General features: G+C 62.4%; 11 protein-coding genes. 4 read left to right on the top strand and 7 right to left on the bottom strand.

Annotated features, from left to right (window positions below; all coding sequences use genetic code 11):
• Nucleotides 1–139 precede the first annotated feature (139 nt).
• Nucleotides 140–1,072, bottom strand: coding sequence for a hydroxymethylglutaryl-CoA lyase (locus tag VJ651_RS06570; protein WP_324106672.1), 933 nt, complete (start codon nt 1,070–1,072; stop codon nt 140–142).
• Nucleotides 1,073–1,083: 11 nt separating this feature from the next.
• Entirely contained in the window at nt 1,084–2,271 is a 1,188-nt protein-coding gene (locus VJ651_RS06565) for a CoA transferase (protein WP_324106671.1), read from the bottom strand.
• Nucleotides 2,272–2,666: 395 nt separating this feature from the next.
• On the opposite strand from VJ651_RS06565, the gene VJ651_RS06560 reads away from it, so the two are divergent.
• The gene (locus VJ651_RS06560; RefSeq protein ID WP_324106670.1) at nt 2,667–3,599 is read left to right on the top strand and encodes a LysR family transcriptional regulator; all 933 of its coding nucleotides are present in this window, start codon (nt 2,667–2,669) and stop codon (nt 3,597–3,599) included.
• Nucleotides 3,600–3,922: 323 nt separating this feature from the next.
• Here VJ651_RS06560 and VJ651_RS06555 read toward each other — a convergent pair whose 3' ends face one another.
• The 3 genes from VJ651_RS06555 to VJ651_RS06545 form a co-directional block, all read right to left on the bottom strand.
• On the bottom strand, nt 3,923–4,780 hold the full coding sequence (locus VJ651_RS06555) for an SAM-dependent methyltransferase (protein WP_324106669.1): 858 nt from the start codon (nt 4,778–4,780) through the stop codon (nt 3,923–3,925).
• 50 nt (nt 4,781–4,830) lie between these two features.
• Complete coding sequence (locus tag VJ651_RS06550) at nt 4,831–5,304, bottom strand: hypothetical protein (protein WP_324106668.1); 474 nt, start codon at nt 5,302–5,304, stop codon at nt 4,831–4,833.
• A gap of 193 nt (nt 5,305–5,497) precedes the next feature.
• Nucleotides 5,498–5,857, bottom strand: a complete 360-nt coding sequence (locus VJ651_RS06545; RefSeq protein WP_324106667.1) for a hypothetical protein — start codon at nt 5,855–5,857, stop codon at nt 5,498–5,500.
• Nucleotides 5,858–6,292: 435 nt separating this feature from the next.
• Between VJ651_RS06545 and VJ651_RS06540 the strand changes: the two genes are divergently transcribed.
• Nucleotides 6,293–7,297 carry a hypothetical protein gene (locus tag VJ651_RS06540; RefSeq protein ID WP_324106666.1) on the top strand — a complete coding sequence of 335 codons (1,005 nt, stop codon included), beginning with the start codon at nt 6,293–6,295 and terminating at the stop codon, nt 7,295–7,297.
• Nucleotides 7,298–7,552: 255 nt separating this feature from the next.
• Entirely contained in the window at nt 7,553–8,104 is a 552-nt protein-coding gene (locus tag VJ651_RS06535) for an HPF/RaiA family ribosome-associated protein (RefSeq protein ID WP_324106665.1), read from the top strand.
• A gap of 89 nt (nt 8,105–8,193) precedes the next feature.
• Here VJ651_RS06535 and VJ651_RS06530 read toward each other — a convergent pair whose 3' ends face one another.
• Nucleotides 8,194–9,210 carry a CapA family protein gene (locus tag VJ651_RS06530; RefSeq protein WP_324106664.1) on the bottom strand — a complete coding sequence of 339 codons (1,017 nt, stop codon included), beginning with the start codon at nt 9,208–9,210 and terminating at the stop codon, nt 8,194–8,196.
• A 33-nt stretch (nt 9,211–9,243) separates the two neighbouring features.
• Complete coding sequence (locus tag VJ651_RS06525; protein WP_324106663.1) at nt 9,244–10,554, bottom strand: MFS transporter; 1,311 nt, start codon at nt 10,552–10,554, stop codon at nt 9,244–9,246.
• A gap of 126 nt (nt 10,555–10,680) precedes the next feature.
• On the opposite strand from VJ651_RS06525, the gene VJ651_RS06520 reads away from it, so the two are divergent.
• A complete protein-coding gene (locus VJ651_RS06520; RefSeq protein ID WP_324106662.1) occupies nt 10,681–13,488 on the top strand; it encodes an AMP-binding protein in 2,808 nt (935 codons plus the stop codon).
• Nucleotides 13,489–13,506 lie beyond the last annotated feature (18 nt).

Here is a 13,506-nt window from a genome sequence, read left to right as displayed (position 1 = left end):
TGCAGATCTTCTTTCCCGGATGAGCACGTTCGCATGGCTTCATGTCGACATGACATCCTTCGATAGTAATGACCAGCGAAGACACTGAACATTGCGTATTTTTCAATGACCTTTTCCGAACCGTTAAGGCGGAGGATTGTCACGCTCCACCCTCCGTCGACGGCATCGGGTGAAGGTCAAGGCGTCGACCGGCTTTCAGCAACTGGCCTGGAACTTCATGACCGACCAACCCGGGCAACAAGGCTGAGGCAGCCAGCACGCCATCGAGGTCGACGCCGGTTCGAAACCCCTCCAGCTCAAGCATATGGACCAGGTCCTCGGTACAAACATTTCCCGTCGCGCCGGGCGCATACGGACAGCCGCCGAGGCCGCCAAGAGACGCGTCAAAACGGTCGATGCCTGCGCCGAGTGCCGACAGCGTATTGGCCAGCGCCATGCCGCGCGTGTTGTGGAAATGGAGCGTCACCTCCAGCGCGGGAAAGCGTGAGCGCACGGCTTCCGAGAGGGTCGCCACTTGTGAGGGAAACGCCATGCCCGTGGTGTCGCACAAGGTCACCCCATGAATGCCGATATCGACAAAGCGTTGCACCCATTCGAGTACCTGCTCCACCGGGACATCTCCCTCCATCGGGCAGCCCATTGCCGTCGAAAGGGAAACGTTGATCGAGACCGGTGTTTTTTGCACAGCCTCGATCACGCTGCGCAGTTGTGCAAACGACTGCTCGCGTGTCATGCGCAGGTTTGAACGGTTATGGCTCTCGCTTACCGACATGACCAGGTTGATCTCGTCGACATGGCAGGAGATGGCCCGCTCGGCACCTCGCACATTGGGAACCAGGGCGGTGTAAATGATGCCCTCGCGGCGCTTGATCCGATGCATGACCGCCTCCGCGTCGCGCAAGGCTGGAATGGCTTTTGGCGAGGTGAAAGATGTTACTTCGATCTTCGCGTAACCACACTCGCTCAGGCAGTCGATCAGCGCGATCTTGGCTTCGGTGTCGACGAATCTGGATTCATTCTGGAACCCGTCACGCGTCGCAACTTCCTGGATGTACAGGCGTTTCCTGTTCATGATGTTCCCCGTCAGATTATGCCGCGCGCGCGCCAGGCGTCGCGCGTCGCGCCGTCGATGCCAAGGCCTTCCAGGATTTCGTCGGTATGCTGGCCAAGCGCGGGCGCGGACCGGTATACCCTCCCTGGTGTTGCACTCAACTTCGGGACAATTCCCGGCAAATGAACGGGCGTCCCGTCCGGTAACCGGGACTCGAGAATCATGTCACGAGCGCGGTAGTGCGGGTCGCTGGCAATGTCGGCGGCATCATAGATCTTGCCAGCCGGGATGCGCGCCTTGTTGAGCGTGTCCAGTGCTTCGTCCAGCGAGTGCTGCGCCGCCCATGCGGAGATGGCCGCATCGATCCGATCCACCTGTTTCACGCGACCGTCATTTTGCGCAAGTGCTGGATCGTCACGCAGGTCGGCTCGCCCGATCAAGTCCATCAGGCGCCGAAAGATGCTGTCTCCATTGCCGGCAACCAGCACATACTTGCCGTCTGCGCACTGATACGCATTACTCGGAGCGATGCCCGGAAGGGAGCTGCCGGCCGGCTGGCGAATCGCGCCGAAGACCGAGTACTCGGGCAACAGGCTTTCCATCATGTTGAAGACGGATTCATACAGGGCGACATCGACCATCTGCCCTTCCCCGCCGTGCTGGTCGCGATGTCGCAGCGCAAGCAGAATGCCGATGACTCCATGGAGCGCGGACAGCGAGTCGCCGATCGAGACGCCGACGCGCACCGGGGTGCGGCCTGGCTCGCCGCTCAAGTGGCGCAAGCCCCCCATGGCTTCACCCACGACGCCGAATCCCGGCCGATCGCGATATGGGCCGCTCTGTCCGTAACCGGAGACGCGCAGCATGACAAGACCCGGATGCAGTGCGTGCAACTCTTCCCAGCTTAGCCCCCATGCTTCGAGCGTGCCGGGTCGAAAGTTCTCGATCAGGACATCGCTCTGCTGGACGAGTTGTTTGACGACAGCCTGGCCCTCCGGCGTACGAAGGTCGAGTGTGATGGATTCCTTGTTGCGCGACTGCGCTTCCCACCAGACCGATGTCCCTTCGTGCAGCAGGCGCCATTTCCGCAGCGGGTCGCCGGTGCCGGGCGGTTCAACCTTGATGACGCGCGCACCGAACTCCGCAAGCATCTTGCTTGCGAAAGGTCCGGCGATGAGCTGGCCGAGTTCGAGTACTCGCAAGCCGTCCAATGGCTTCATTTCTGCATTCTCCACGTGAAGCGTTGTTGTCGAGGAACTCATCTTAAGAAGGGAAAAGCGTCCTGATAATCAGTGAAATTTCAACGCCCCTTTCCGGGATGGAAAGGGTCAGGAAGCGCGCCGCGAGTATGGACACGCGAAATTGGCGCACCAGACGTGCCGCTTGCCGAGGATTCGCCCGTCACACCTTGAGCCAGCGGGGAATGTCTGCGTTGCCGCGACTGTCTGCACCTGGCGCCATTGCCGTTCCGCCATGAAGTCGGTACGGCCTCATGATTGACAGTACTTTGTTTTTCAACTAGCCTTTCCCAGGCATCAAGGCTTGCCAGCGCTTGCATGCCATCATCGAAGGCTATAAGTGACCGCGACAATTCGAGAGACCGGTCCGACGACAAGTGATAAATCCCACGCATTTCGATCTCCAATCGCTTCGCATCTTCCTCCTGGTCGCCCAGACCGGCAGCCTCACCAAGGCAGCGGACAAGGCCTGCATGACGCTCTCTGCGCTCAGCAAGCGCATCGGCGAGCTCGAGCGCACGATGGATTGCACCTTATTTGTGCGAATGCCGCGTGGGCTGGAACTGACGCCGGCCGGCAAGGAGCTGGTCCACCACGCGCGCGGAGTGCTGGACACCGTCAATCGGATGGCCAACGACATGAGCGACTTTGCCATTGGCGTTCGCGGCCATGTGCGCCTATGGGCCAACACCTCGGCCATCATCGAGTTTCTTCCGCGCGATCTGGCCTCCTTCCTGCAGGAACAGCCTCTCATCCGCATCAGCCTGGAAGAGAAGTTAAGCGAGGAGATAGTCTCGGCGCTGGTCGATGGCGAAGCGGATCTCGGTATCTTCGCCGACAATGTCGCCTCGCACGGCGTCGAAAAATTTCTCTATCAGACGGACAAGCTGGTCGTGCTCGTACCGCCGCAGCATCCTTTGGCGTCCCTGACGGAAATTGCTTTCGCGGATACATTGGATTACGACTTTGTCGGGCTTAGCCAGGGCACTTCCCTGCTGCAACGATTGACCGATGCGTCCGCAGCCCAGGACAAGGCACTGCGCTTACGTATTCAAGTCAGAAGCTTTGACGCGATCTGTCGAATGATCGAAGCGGGATTAGGTATCGGCGTGCTTCCGGACTGCGCTGTCAGGCCGGAACTTCTGGGCGCCGGCTTACACGCGGTCCGACTGTCCGACGCATGGGCATCACGTACGCTGTGGTTAGGCGTGAAGCCCGAGTCGACTCTGTTACCTGAAGCGGTCAAACTGCTTGCGCATTTGCGCCAGGCGGGAGTCGGCGAGGTCGCGAAAACCACTGCCAAGACATGAAGATTGGCGCACCTGCATTTCCATATTGGCGCACAGTCGTATCGTGAGTGCGCATGTGCAGCGGGCAGTGCCGGCGGCGGCACGCGATGCGGACCAACCACGGTGACGCACCAGAGACCGCCGCGCTCAGCGCCTGCGCTATCCGTTCAACTACCGGGCCCTGGCACCTGTTGTTTTGGCAAGGAGCTCAGCGTTGGTCGGCCACGTCGGCCCTCGAATGCAACTGGCTACAAGCATCCTCGCGGCGCTGACCATACCCTCGTTGCCCAGTCCAGTCTTGGCCTCGCCAGACCATGCGAACACGCGCGCCCGATTCGGTTGCATCATTCCTGCGATACGGATTCAGGTGCAATGTCCGGTGTAAAAAAACGTTCTCCCATTTCTTCCAGCCCCAGTTCCCGCAGCACCTCTTGCAGGCGTCGGCTTGGACGCCCGGTGGGCAATCCCTTGTAACTGGCGATGATCAATTCATTCTTCATGGAATGCTCCCAGCCCACCAGCTCGGTCACGTTGACCTGATAGCCGTGCGCTTCCAGTTGCAGGCAGCGCAGGACGTTGGTGACCTGGCTTCCGAATTCGCGGGTGTGGATGGGGTGGCGCCAGATCTCGGTCAAGGCGTCGCGGCCGAGCGACTTGCCTTTGTTCTTCTTCAGCACCGAGGCCACTTCCGCCTGGCAGCAAGGCACCAGCACGATGAACTTCGCCTTCTTCTGCAGCGCGAAGCGAATGGCGTCATCGGTTGCCGTATTGCAGGCATGCAGCGCAGTGACGACATCGACAGTTTCCGGCAACTGTGTCGAACTGATCGACTCGGCCACCGACAGATTGAGGAAGGACATGCCGGGAAAGCCCAGTCGCTGTGCCAGCTCCTGCGATTTCTTCACCAATTCGTCGCGCGTCTCGATGCCGTAGATGTGCGATTTGTCGTTCAGGTTCTTGAAGAACAGGTCATACAGAATAAAGCCGAGATAGGACTTGCCCGCGCCATGATCCACGAGGGTGATGTCGGCATGATCCTGCCGAACTTCCTGCAACAGCGGCTCGATGAACTGGTAAAGGTGGTAGACCTGCTTGAGCTTGCGGCGGCTGTCCTGGTTCAGCTTGCCGTCGCGGGTCAGGATATGCAGCTCTTTCAGCAGTTCGACGGACTGACCGGGTTTGATGTCGTGATTGTTGCTCATGATGGGAAAGTCCGTTTCAGGATTGCAGGGGTTGCGGCCCCATGTTCAGCTTAGCGGCCAAAGCCTTTGTCGGCCCAGGCGCTGGCGCTGGCGCGCGTCAGGGCGAAATTGGGCTCAACCTTTTTGCCGGCGATTTCACTGCCTTGTTCATCGATCGCCGTGAGCACGCCGTGCGGCTCATAGTCATCCGGCACGATGGTCAGCGTGACGGTGATGGCCGCGCCATTGTACGTGATGGCGACACGCTTGTTGAGCGTCGCATGCAGTTGCTGTTCATGCCGCCGCAGCACTTCGGATGCGGTTTTGACCAGCGTGGAGAAGGCATTGGCATCGAGCGGTTTGGGGTTCTTCTTGTCGCGGCCCATGGTCCACGGTCCCACCAGCGCCGGTTCCGACTCGCCGTCCTTGAACATGGCGACCGCCCAGCCCTCGTCGTCTTCGTTCTTGATGACCTTGGCTGTCCAGCCGTCATCCTTCCAGAGGCGGTCTTCGTAAACGGGGGATTCGGTATTCTGGTCGGGCATGGCAAGGCGAGGTGTGGTGCGGCGGGGAGGCCAGATTATACAACGCGACCGGTCTCCTGCGCAGGAGCCTGTCCTGTCCGGCGTGGCGGAAAGAAGTCTTGCTGTCGGGGTGGGGGTAAGCGGCTGGCAGGACGCCGACGACAGCCTGCCCGATTCGGGGCAAGCCCGCCGGCGCTGAAACGGTCAACTGCGGCTAGCGCGTCGTGATGGTAATGCGATCGCCATCGGTGATGACATTCACCGGCTCGCCGACTTTGTGCACGGATGTCGGATGCTCAATGACATACCTGCCTTGCGTGCCATCATCGAATTGCACGGTGATGAGGGAAGGACCGCCGCTGGCGGACGTCACCACGGCACCACTGCCGGAGCTTGATCCAACCGTCGTCTGGTCGACTACCGCGGTGGTTTCGACGGCGGCAATTTTCCCGCTGTTAACATTCTTCTGGGTGGATGCAACTGTCGACGAGGACGGCGACGACGACGCGCACCCGGCGATCAGGGCCCCTCCCAAGACACAGATAACGGCTGCTTTGATTGCTCCGAACTTCATGGTGTTCTCCTTTCTGGTCGGCCAACGTTGAATTAGTTCCTTTGATCGAAATGCAATGGTGTGACTTCAAAGAAGGAACTCAGTTCATCAAGTCTACGTGCGCTGACGGGAAACCTTGCGAATGCGCAAGCTCCGTCGCCGCCATGGAAATCTTCACCAACCTGCACCAACCTTAACCCACCTCCATGCCGGGGAACCCAGGGCCGTCCCGGCCTATCCCACCTTCGCGTCATTCATGCGGGGCGTTCTGCGTTCCGCTTGCGCCGTGAACACATCCATATCCATGCGTCCTTCAGAGACGCGCTCCTTTGTCGCCGTCGGGTCTGCGTGCCGTCCGAAGTACCGACAAAGCACCGGAAACAACAACGATGCCCATCGTTGTACCTGCGTAGCAAGGCCTTGTTCAATCCTGCAGCATTCATGAAGGAGCATATTGTGAGAGCATTTTTGTTCAACTGTACGGCGGCATTCTGTTTCATTGCGGCTTCACCCTCGGCGGTCATGGCGAACGGCAATGTCGCGCCACCGGCCGATGGCATTCCTCATCCATTTGCCGTGAAGTACGACTTCAAAACCATCGATGTGCCGGATGCGTCGGGTACCAAGGCGTACGGCATCAACGACCTCGGCCATGTCGTCGGCACCTTCAGCCATCCTCAGATCCCTGGACAGTTTTCGTTGAACCACGGCTTCCTGCTGAAGAACGGTGAATTCACGACGATCGAATATCCGCATGCGCCCGGCGAAACGCCGGACATCGCGGAGTTCGCGTACGACATCAACAACCAGGGACAGATCGTCGGTTCCTACCGCATGGGACATGGTTTCGATTACGGCTTCCGGATCGATGGCGGTATCTTCAGCACCATCAGCACCTCCGAGTTCGATGTCACGGCGGCGCGCGGAATCACTGATGCCGGCACCATCGTCGGGAATTTCAACTCCACCCGCATTCCCGACCTCCACAGTTTCATGCTCAAGAACAAGGTCTTCACCGTGGTCGACGTTCCCGCTTCGATCTCGACCACCGCGCATGGCATCAACATTGCCGAGGACATCGTCGGCGAATATGTCGGCAGCGACGGAAAACAGCACGGCTACCTGTCGCGGCGCGGCAGCATCACCGTGATCGACCGCCCCGGCGCGCAGTCGACGACGCCGTACGGGATCAATGCCCGCGGACAGATCGTCGGCAGCACCTTCGGGGAGACAGCCGGAACGCACGGCTTCCTGCTCGCCAAAGGCAAGTACTTCACTATCGACTATCCGGGCGCGGTTTCGACTGAAGTCTTCGGCATCAACAACCGGGGCCAGGTGGTGGGCGACTACCAGGACGCCGAAGGACGCACGCACGGCTTTGTCGCCACGCCGAAGTATCGCGTGGACACCGGCGACGATCAGGACGGCAGCATGCTGTTGCTCCCCTTCTCCAGGCCGTAAGCCTTCGATCGACGCCAAGTTTGCGGGTCGGCAAGCGGCAAGCGGCAAGCCCTGCCAATGCACGAGCTTCGCGACTAATATGAAATGCTGAGCGCGTGATGATCGATGCCGCCCGACGGGTTCCCGCCCTGTCCCACTACGCGCATCGGTATTCATCTTAGAAAAAGATTTCGCGATCTGCGCTGGCGCAATTCCGCGCCGGCGCATCGTTCTACCCTGAATGCGGTAGCTTATGTCCATCCACGGGACAACATCATGAAAATCCCTCTGCATATCACCTTTCTGAATATCCCTCCTTCCGATGCCATCGAGGCGGAGATCCGCAAGCGGGCGGAAAAGCTCGACCACTTCTCCGAACATGTGATGCATTGCCATGTGACTGTCGATGCTGCCGGCAAGCACCATACGCAAGGGCGCATGTTTGAAGTGCATATCGACCTGACCGTGCCGCAAACGGAAATTGCCATCAGTCATGTCCATCAGCATGAGAATGTGTTCATCGTCATCCGCGACGCGTTCGACGCCGCAGTGCGGAAATTGCAGGATTACGTGCGCGAGCAACGCGGCGACGTGAAAACGCATGAAGTCCCGCTGCACGGCCGCGTCACGAAGCTGTTCGAGGACGGCTATGGATTCATCGAAACGGCGGACGGGCGGGAGTTCTATTTTCACCGCGACAACCTGGTCTATCCCGATTTCAATGCGGTGGCGGTCGGCACCGACGTGCAGTTCCTGGAGCAAGGCGGCGCGGGCGAAGGCCTGCAAGCCAAGAGGGTGACTGCTGGCCATCACCATATTTCGGGTTAGGAGAGCCGATGAGCACGCGATTCCCGGCGCATTACGTTTGCCACTTCGTGAACGGCTGATGCAGTACGAGGGGCTGCCGCGTCAAGGTTTCAGGGTGCGCGGCCTTCGATGCGCAGCGTGTCCGCCTCGCGGCGTACGGGCGTTCCCATTTCGCGGCAGAGCGCGCTCATCCAGCCGGCGATGTAGTCGACCTGCGCCCCGCTGGCGCGACGGACCTGGCAGTTCTCGATGAACACCGGATGCAGCGTGATGCCGCACAGGGCATCGCGCGTCAGTGCCATTTCCAGCAGCAGTTGATGGTCGTTCCTGAAGTCGGGGTCGACATAGTAATCGTCCACCAGGTCGCCCGCCGCGTAGATGATCGGGCAGCCGCGATGGATCTCGATTCCCTGGAACACGTGCGCGCTGTGGCCGAACAGGATTTTCCATCCCATCTCGATGGCGGCGTGCGCGATCCTGCGAAATTTTTTCGATGGACGGAACACCATGTTCGGCCCCCAGTGCAAGGACAGGATGGGCCAGTCGACCGATGCGCAGCGCAAGGGATCAAGCGCCTCGCGCAAGGCGGCCATGACGGCGGATTCATCGTCAAAATCCAGGTAGGCCATGCCGGGCCGGTCGCCCCGTGCGGCAAAATCCTCCTGATGATCGCAGAATGCCGCCATGCCGAAGCGGATGCCGCTGCAATCGAGCGTCACCGGCGACAGGGCCTCACGCCGGTCTTCGCCGGCACCCGCGAAGCGGATGTCGTGGCGGCGCAGGAGGCGCAGCGTATCGCGTAATCCTTCGATGCCGAAATCAAGGACGTGGTTGTTGGCGAGGCTGACCAGATCGACCCCGGCCCTGCTCAAGCTCTCGACGGCCTCGGGCGGCGCGCCGAAATAGAATGCCTTGGGCGCGCCCTGCCACTGCTCGGTCGACGCGGTGATGGCGCACTCGAGATTGACCACGGCCAGGTCGGCGCCGCGCATCAGATTGGCAATCGGGCCCAGCGGGTAATCCGGCCCGTGGCGCAGGATGGCTTCCTTGACCAGGCGTCCGAGCATCACGTCGCCGCCAAACATGACGCGGACGATGCCGTCTTGCGCTGGGACGGACTGCGTCATCGAATCAGACTCCTCGCCGGACCCGTCGTCCGGTCAGGTCCGCGCCGCGCGCTGCCCGCGCTCCGCATCGACCGCCGCCAGCAACAGCAAGCCCGCGACGAAATAGCCGCCGGTGATCAGCATCGCCAAACGGTGGTCGCCGCGCGACAGCCAGGTCGACAGTCCATAGGTCAACGGGCCGACGATCGATGCCAGTCGCACCGCCATGCCCCACAGGCCGAAGAACTCGGCGCGCCGCAGATCCGGACTGAGGATGCCGACGAAGGCGCGTGCGGCTGACTGGCTCGCGCCAAGGCAAAGGCCGGCGATATTGGCGGCCAGCCAGAACAGCGCCGGACCTTGCGCCATCCATGCCAGCGCGACCATCAGGATCCAGCCGACGAGCGTGATCGCGATGGTCGCGACGTGGCCGATGCGGTCCTGCACATAGCCGAATGCGAACGCGCCGATGGCGGCGGTGATGTTCACCACGATGATCAGCCTCACCGTGTCCTGCGTGGAAAAGCGCATCGCCTGCTGCGCGTAAATCGCGGCCAGCGCGATGACGGCCTGTATGCCCGACTGATACACCACGATGCACAGCAGGAAGCGGCGCAGGTCGGTGTAATGCCGCGTGCGGTGCAATGTCTGCATGAGACGTGCGGCGGTCTGTCGGGCCAGGCCGGCGCCGCGCGCCTGCCATTGGCGCGGCGCGCGTTCGCGCAGCAGCAGGAAGGTGGGCAGGCTCGCCGCGCCGAACATGGCGGCGGTGATCAGCATGGTGACCGGTACGTAATGCCAGGCTTGCTGCCCCCGCGCCGCGGCCCAATTGACATAGGCAAGGCAGATGCCGAGCGAGAGCAAGCCGCCGATGTAGCCGAGGCTCCATCCCCAGCCGGAGACCTTGCCCTGGCTTTCGCTGCCGGCCAGTTCGGGCAGGAAGGCGGCGACGATATTTTCGCCGATGCCGTAGAAGAAACTGGACAGCACCAGCATCAGCACGCTCAGCCAGAGTGTGGCCGGCCCGGACAGCGCCAGTGCCGCGGTGGTGGCGACGCAGCCGACCGTGGACGCAAGCAAGATGCGCTTCTTGTTGCCGCGCAAGTCGGCATAGGCACCGAGTACCGGTCCGACCACCATCAGCAGCAGGTTGGATACTGCCAGCGCGGCGGTCCATGCCAGCGTCGCCCAGGTCTTGCCGCCGGCAACGACGGCGACGAAATAGGCATTGTAGATGGCGGTGATGACGACGGTGGTATAGCTGGAATTGGCGAAGTCGTACATCGCCCAGCCCCACACCTCGCGGCGCGAAACGCCGGGCGCCAGGACGCTCCCCGCGCCGGGAACAGCCGTGCTTGTGGTCATGTTGCCATCCGTTCTATGGAATCAACAGAATAAGACCGGTGGGTGCCGATGGAAAGCCCGACCAGAGCGCGTGCTTGATCCATAACAATGATGCGGGTTCGGGAAGTTTTATGGTGAGGCTTGACTATGTCGGCATCGATCCTTGTGAACGATCATCAGACTCACCGCGGTACATCTTCCGCCGAGCAATTGCTGGCGATCGTACAGCAACTCGCGCGCGAAACGCATCCCGGGCAGGTGCTCGAGGTCGGTCTGCACACCTCATTCGAGCGCGACCTCGGCCTGGACAGCCTGGCACGCGTGGAATTGATGCAGCGCGTGGGAAAAGCTTTCGGCGTCGAAATGCCGAGCGAGGCGCTGGGACAGGCCGACACGCCGCGCGAGCTGTTGCACTGGCTGGGACAGGCAGCGCCCGAGCAGGCGCCTGAGTTTGCCCATGCGCTGAGCGGTTCGCGGACGCCTGGCGTGCCCACCGACGCGCAGAGCCTGGTCGATGTGCTGGAATGGCACGCCGAGCGCCAGCCCGACGAGGTCCACATCCTGCTGCACGACGAACAGCACCAGGAGCATCCCATCAGCTACCGCGAGCTGCTGGATGAAGCGCGCAGCATTGCGGCCGGCCTGCAGGCGCAAGGCTTGCAGCCGAAGCAAACCGTTGCCCTGATGCTCCCCACCGGCCGCGATTACCTCGCCTGTTTTTTCGGCGTGATGATTGCCGGCGGCATACCGGTGCCGATCTACCCGCCCGCGCGCATGGCGCAGATCGAAGACCATCTGCAGCGCCACGCGCGCATCCTGTCCAATGCCGAAGCGGTGCTGATCATCACGTTCAAGCAGGCCAAACAGGTCGCTCTCATGCTGCAGGCGGCCGTGCCGAGCCTGGCGGCCATCGTCACGCCCTCCGATCTGCATGCACCGCCCGCGCCGCCGCGCTACCAGCCGCAGGCCGGCGATATCGCCTTCCTGCAGTACACTTCGGGCAGCACCGGCGACCCCAAGGGCGTGGTGCTGACGCATGCCAACCTGCTGGCCAACATCCGCGCGCTCGGGCAGGCGACGCAGGCCGGGCCGGACGACGTGTTCGTGTCCTGGCTGCCGCTCTACCATGACATGGGCCTGATCGGCGCCTGGTTCGGCACGATGTACCACGGCATCCCGCTGGTGCTGATGTCGCCGCTCGCCTTTCTCGCGCGGCCCGCGCTCTGGCTGCAGACGATCACGCGCCACCACGGCACGATGTCCGCCGCACCTAATTTTGCGTATGAATTGTGCGTGCGGCATATCAGCGACGCCACGCTCGCCGAACTCGATCTGTCGCGCTGGCGGCTGGCGCTCAACGGCGCGGAGCCGGTCAGCCCCGCCACGCTGGAATCCTTCGCAACGCGTTTTGCCCGGTGCGGCTTGCGCCGCCAGGCGCTCACGCCGGTCTACGGGCTGGCGGAATCCTCGGTCGGGCTCGCCTTCCCGCCGCTGGAGCGCGGGCCGCGCATCGACGTCATCGCGCGCGATACCTTTACCCGCGAGGGCAAGGCCGTGCCGGGTGGCGGCGCGGACGCCTTGTCCATCCCTTCCTGCGGCCGCGCGCTGCACGGCCAGGAGATCCGCATCGTCGACGACGCGGAAGTCGAATTGCCCGAACGCCGCGTCGGCCGCCTGGAGTTCCGGGGCAGCTCCGCCACCTCCGGCTACTATCGCAATCCCGAGGGCACGAGCAAGCTGTTTCGCGGCGACTGGCTCGACTCCGGCGATTTCGCCTACATGGCCGAGGGCGAGGTCTATGTCACCGGACGGGTGAAGGACCTCATCAAGCGCGGCGGACGCAACCTCTATCCCTACGACCTGGAACAGGCGGCGGGCAATGTGCCGGGCATACGTAAGGGCTGCGTGGCGGTTTTCGCCAGCCCGGATCCCGCCACCGGCAGCGAACGGCTGGTGATCATGGCCGAGACCCGCGAGCGCGACGAAGCGGCTCGCGCAAAACTGCGCCAGGCACTCAATCAGACCGCGGTCGACGTCATCGGCATGCCGGCCGACGACATCGTCCTCGTGCCGCCGCATGCGGTACTCAAAACGTCCAGCGGCAAGATCCGGCGTCTGGCCAGCAGGGATGCGTACGAGCATGGCAAGGCGGAACAGCCGTCCGCCCTGCCCCGCCTGCGCACAGCCCGCTTCGCCGCGAGCGCCGTGCTGGCGGACCTGCGTGTCGCCGCAAGGCGCGTAAGTGCATGGGCATACGGCGTGTACATGTGGCTGGTGCTTGCGGTGCTTGCGCTGCCCGTCGGCGGATTGATCCTGCTGTTGCAGAGCCCCGCGCAAGGGCGGCGCATTACCCGCTTTGCGGCGCGCTTGCTGTTCCGCCTTGCCGCCGTACCGCTGTCGGCCAATGGCTTCGAGCGTTTGCCGCGAGAACCGCATGTGCTGCTGGTCAATCACTCCAGCTATCTCGACGCCATTGCACTCACCGCGCTGCTGCCCGCCGTGCCCGGGTATGCGTTCGCGGCAAAGCGCGAATTCGCCGCCCAGCCCGTGATGCGAGGCCTGATGACCGGACTCGGCGCATTGTTCGTCGAACGCTTCGACGCGCGACGCGGAGCGGAAGATGTGGAGCGCATGGCCGAGGCCTTGCGCGGCGGCCAGAGCGTGGTAGTTTTCCCCGAGGGCACATTCAGTCGGGAAGCGGGTCTGAAACCCTTTCACGCCGGCGCCTTCCTCGCGGCAGCCAAGGCGGCCGCACCGATCGTGGTTGCCGGCCTGCGCGGCACACGGGCGGGCTTGCGTGCCGACACCTGGCTGCCGCGCCGCACCCGCATCGGCTTGGAGCTGGGCCCGGTGCTGGCACCGCCCGGCCTCGACTGGTCCGCTGCGGTGCAATCCAGCACGCAAGCGCGCGTGGCAATGGCGCGGCTGTGCGGCGAATTTGCTGCCATCGGCTGAGTTTTCCGCACCGCATGG

The sequence above is a fragment of the Noviherbaspirillum sp. genome (genome assembly GCF_035254865.1).
Classification (GTDB): domain Bacteria; phylum Pseudomonadota; class Gammaproteobacteria; order Burkholderiales; family Burkholderiaceae_D; genus Noviherbaspirillum.
The sequence above is the reverse complement of the archived record's forward strand: the minus strand, read 5'-3'. Positions and strand labels throughout refer to the sequence as shown.

Coding starts and splice junctions, on each gene's coding strand:
- VJ651_RS06570 (WP_324106672.1), bottom strand. CDS start 1,072: ATGAACAGGAAACGCCTGTACATCCAGGAAGTTGCGACGCGTGACGGG.
- VJ651_RS06565 (WP_324106671.1), bottom strand. CDS start 2,271: ATGAAGCCATTGGACGGCTTGCGAGTACTCGAACTCGGCCAGCTCATC.
- VJ651_RS06555 (WP_324106669.1), bottom strand. CDS start 4,780: ATGAGCAACAATCACGACATCAAACCCGGTCAGTCCGTCGAACTGCTG.
- VJ651_RS06550 (WP_324106668.1), bottom strand. CDS start 5,304: ATGCCCGACCAGAATACCGAATCCCCCGTTTACGAAGACCGCCTCTGG.
- VJ651_RS06545 (WP_324106667.1), bottom strand. CDS start 5,857: ATGAAGTTCGGAGCAATCAAAGCAGCCGTTATCTGTGTCTTGGGAGGG.
- VJ651_RS06535 (WP_324106665.1), top strand. CDS start 7,553: ATGAAAATCCCTCTGCATATCACCTTTCTGAATATCCCTCCTTCCGAT.
- VJ651_RS06530 (WP_324106664.1), bottom strand. CDS start 9,210: ATGACGCAGTCCGTCCCAGCGCAAGACGGCATCGTCCGCGTCATGTTT.
- VJ651_RS06525 (WP_324106663.1), bottom strand. CDS start 10,554: ATGACCACAAGCACGGCTGTTCCCGGCGCGGGGAGCGTCCTGGCGCCC.
- VJ651_RS06520 (WP_324106662.1), top strand. CDS start 10,681: ATGTCGGCATCGATCCTTGTGAACGATCATCAGACTCACCGCGGTACA.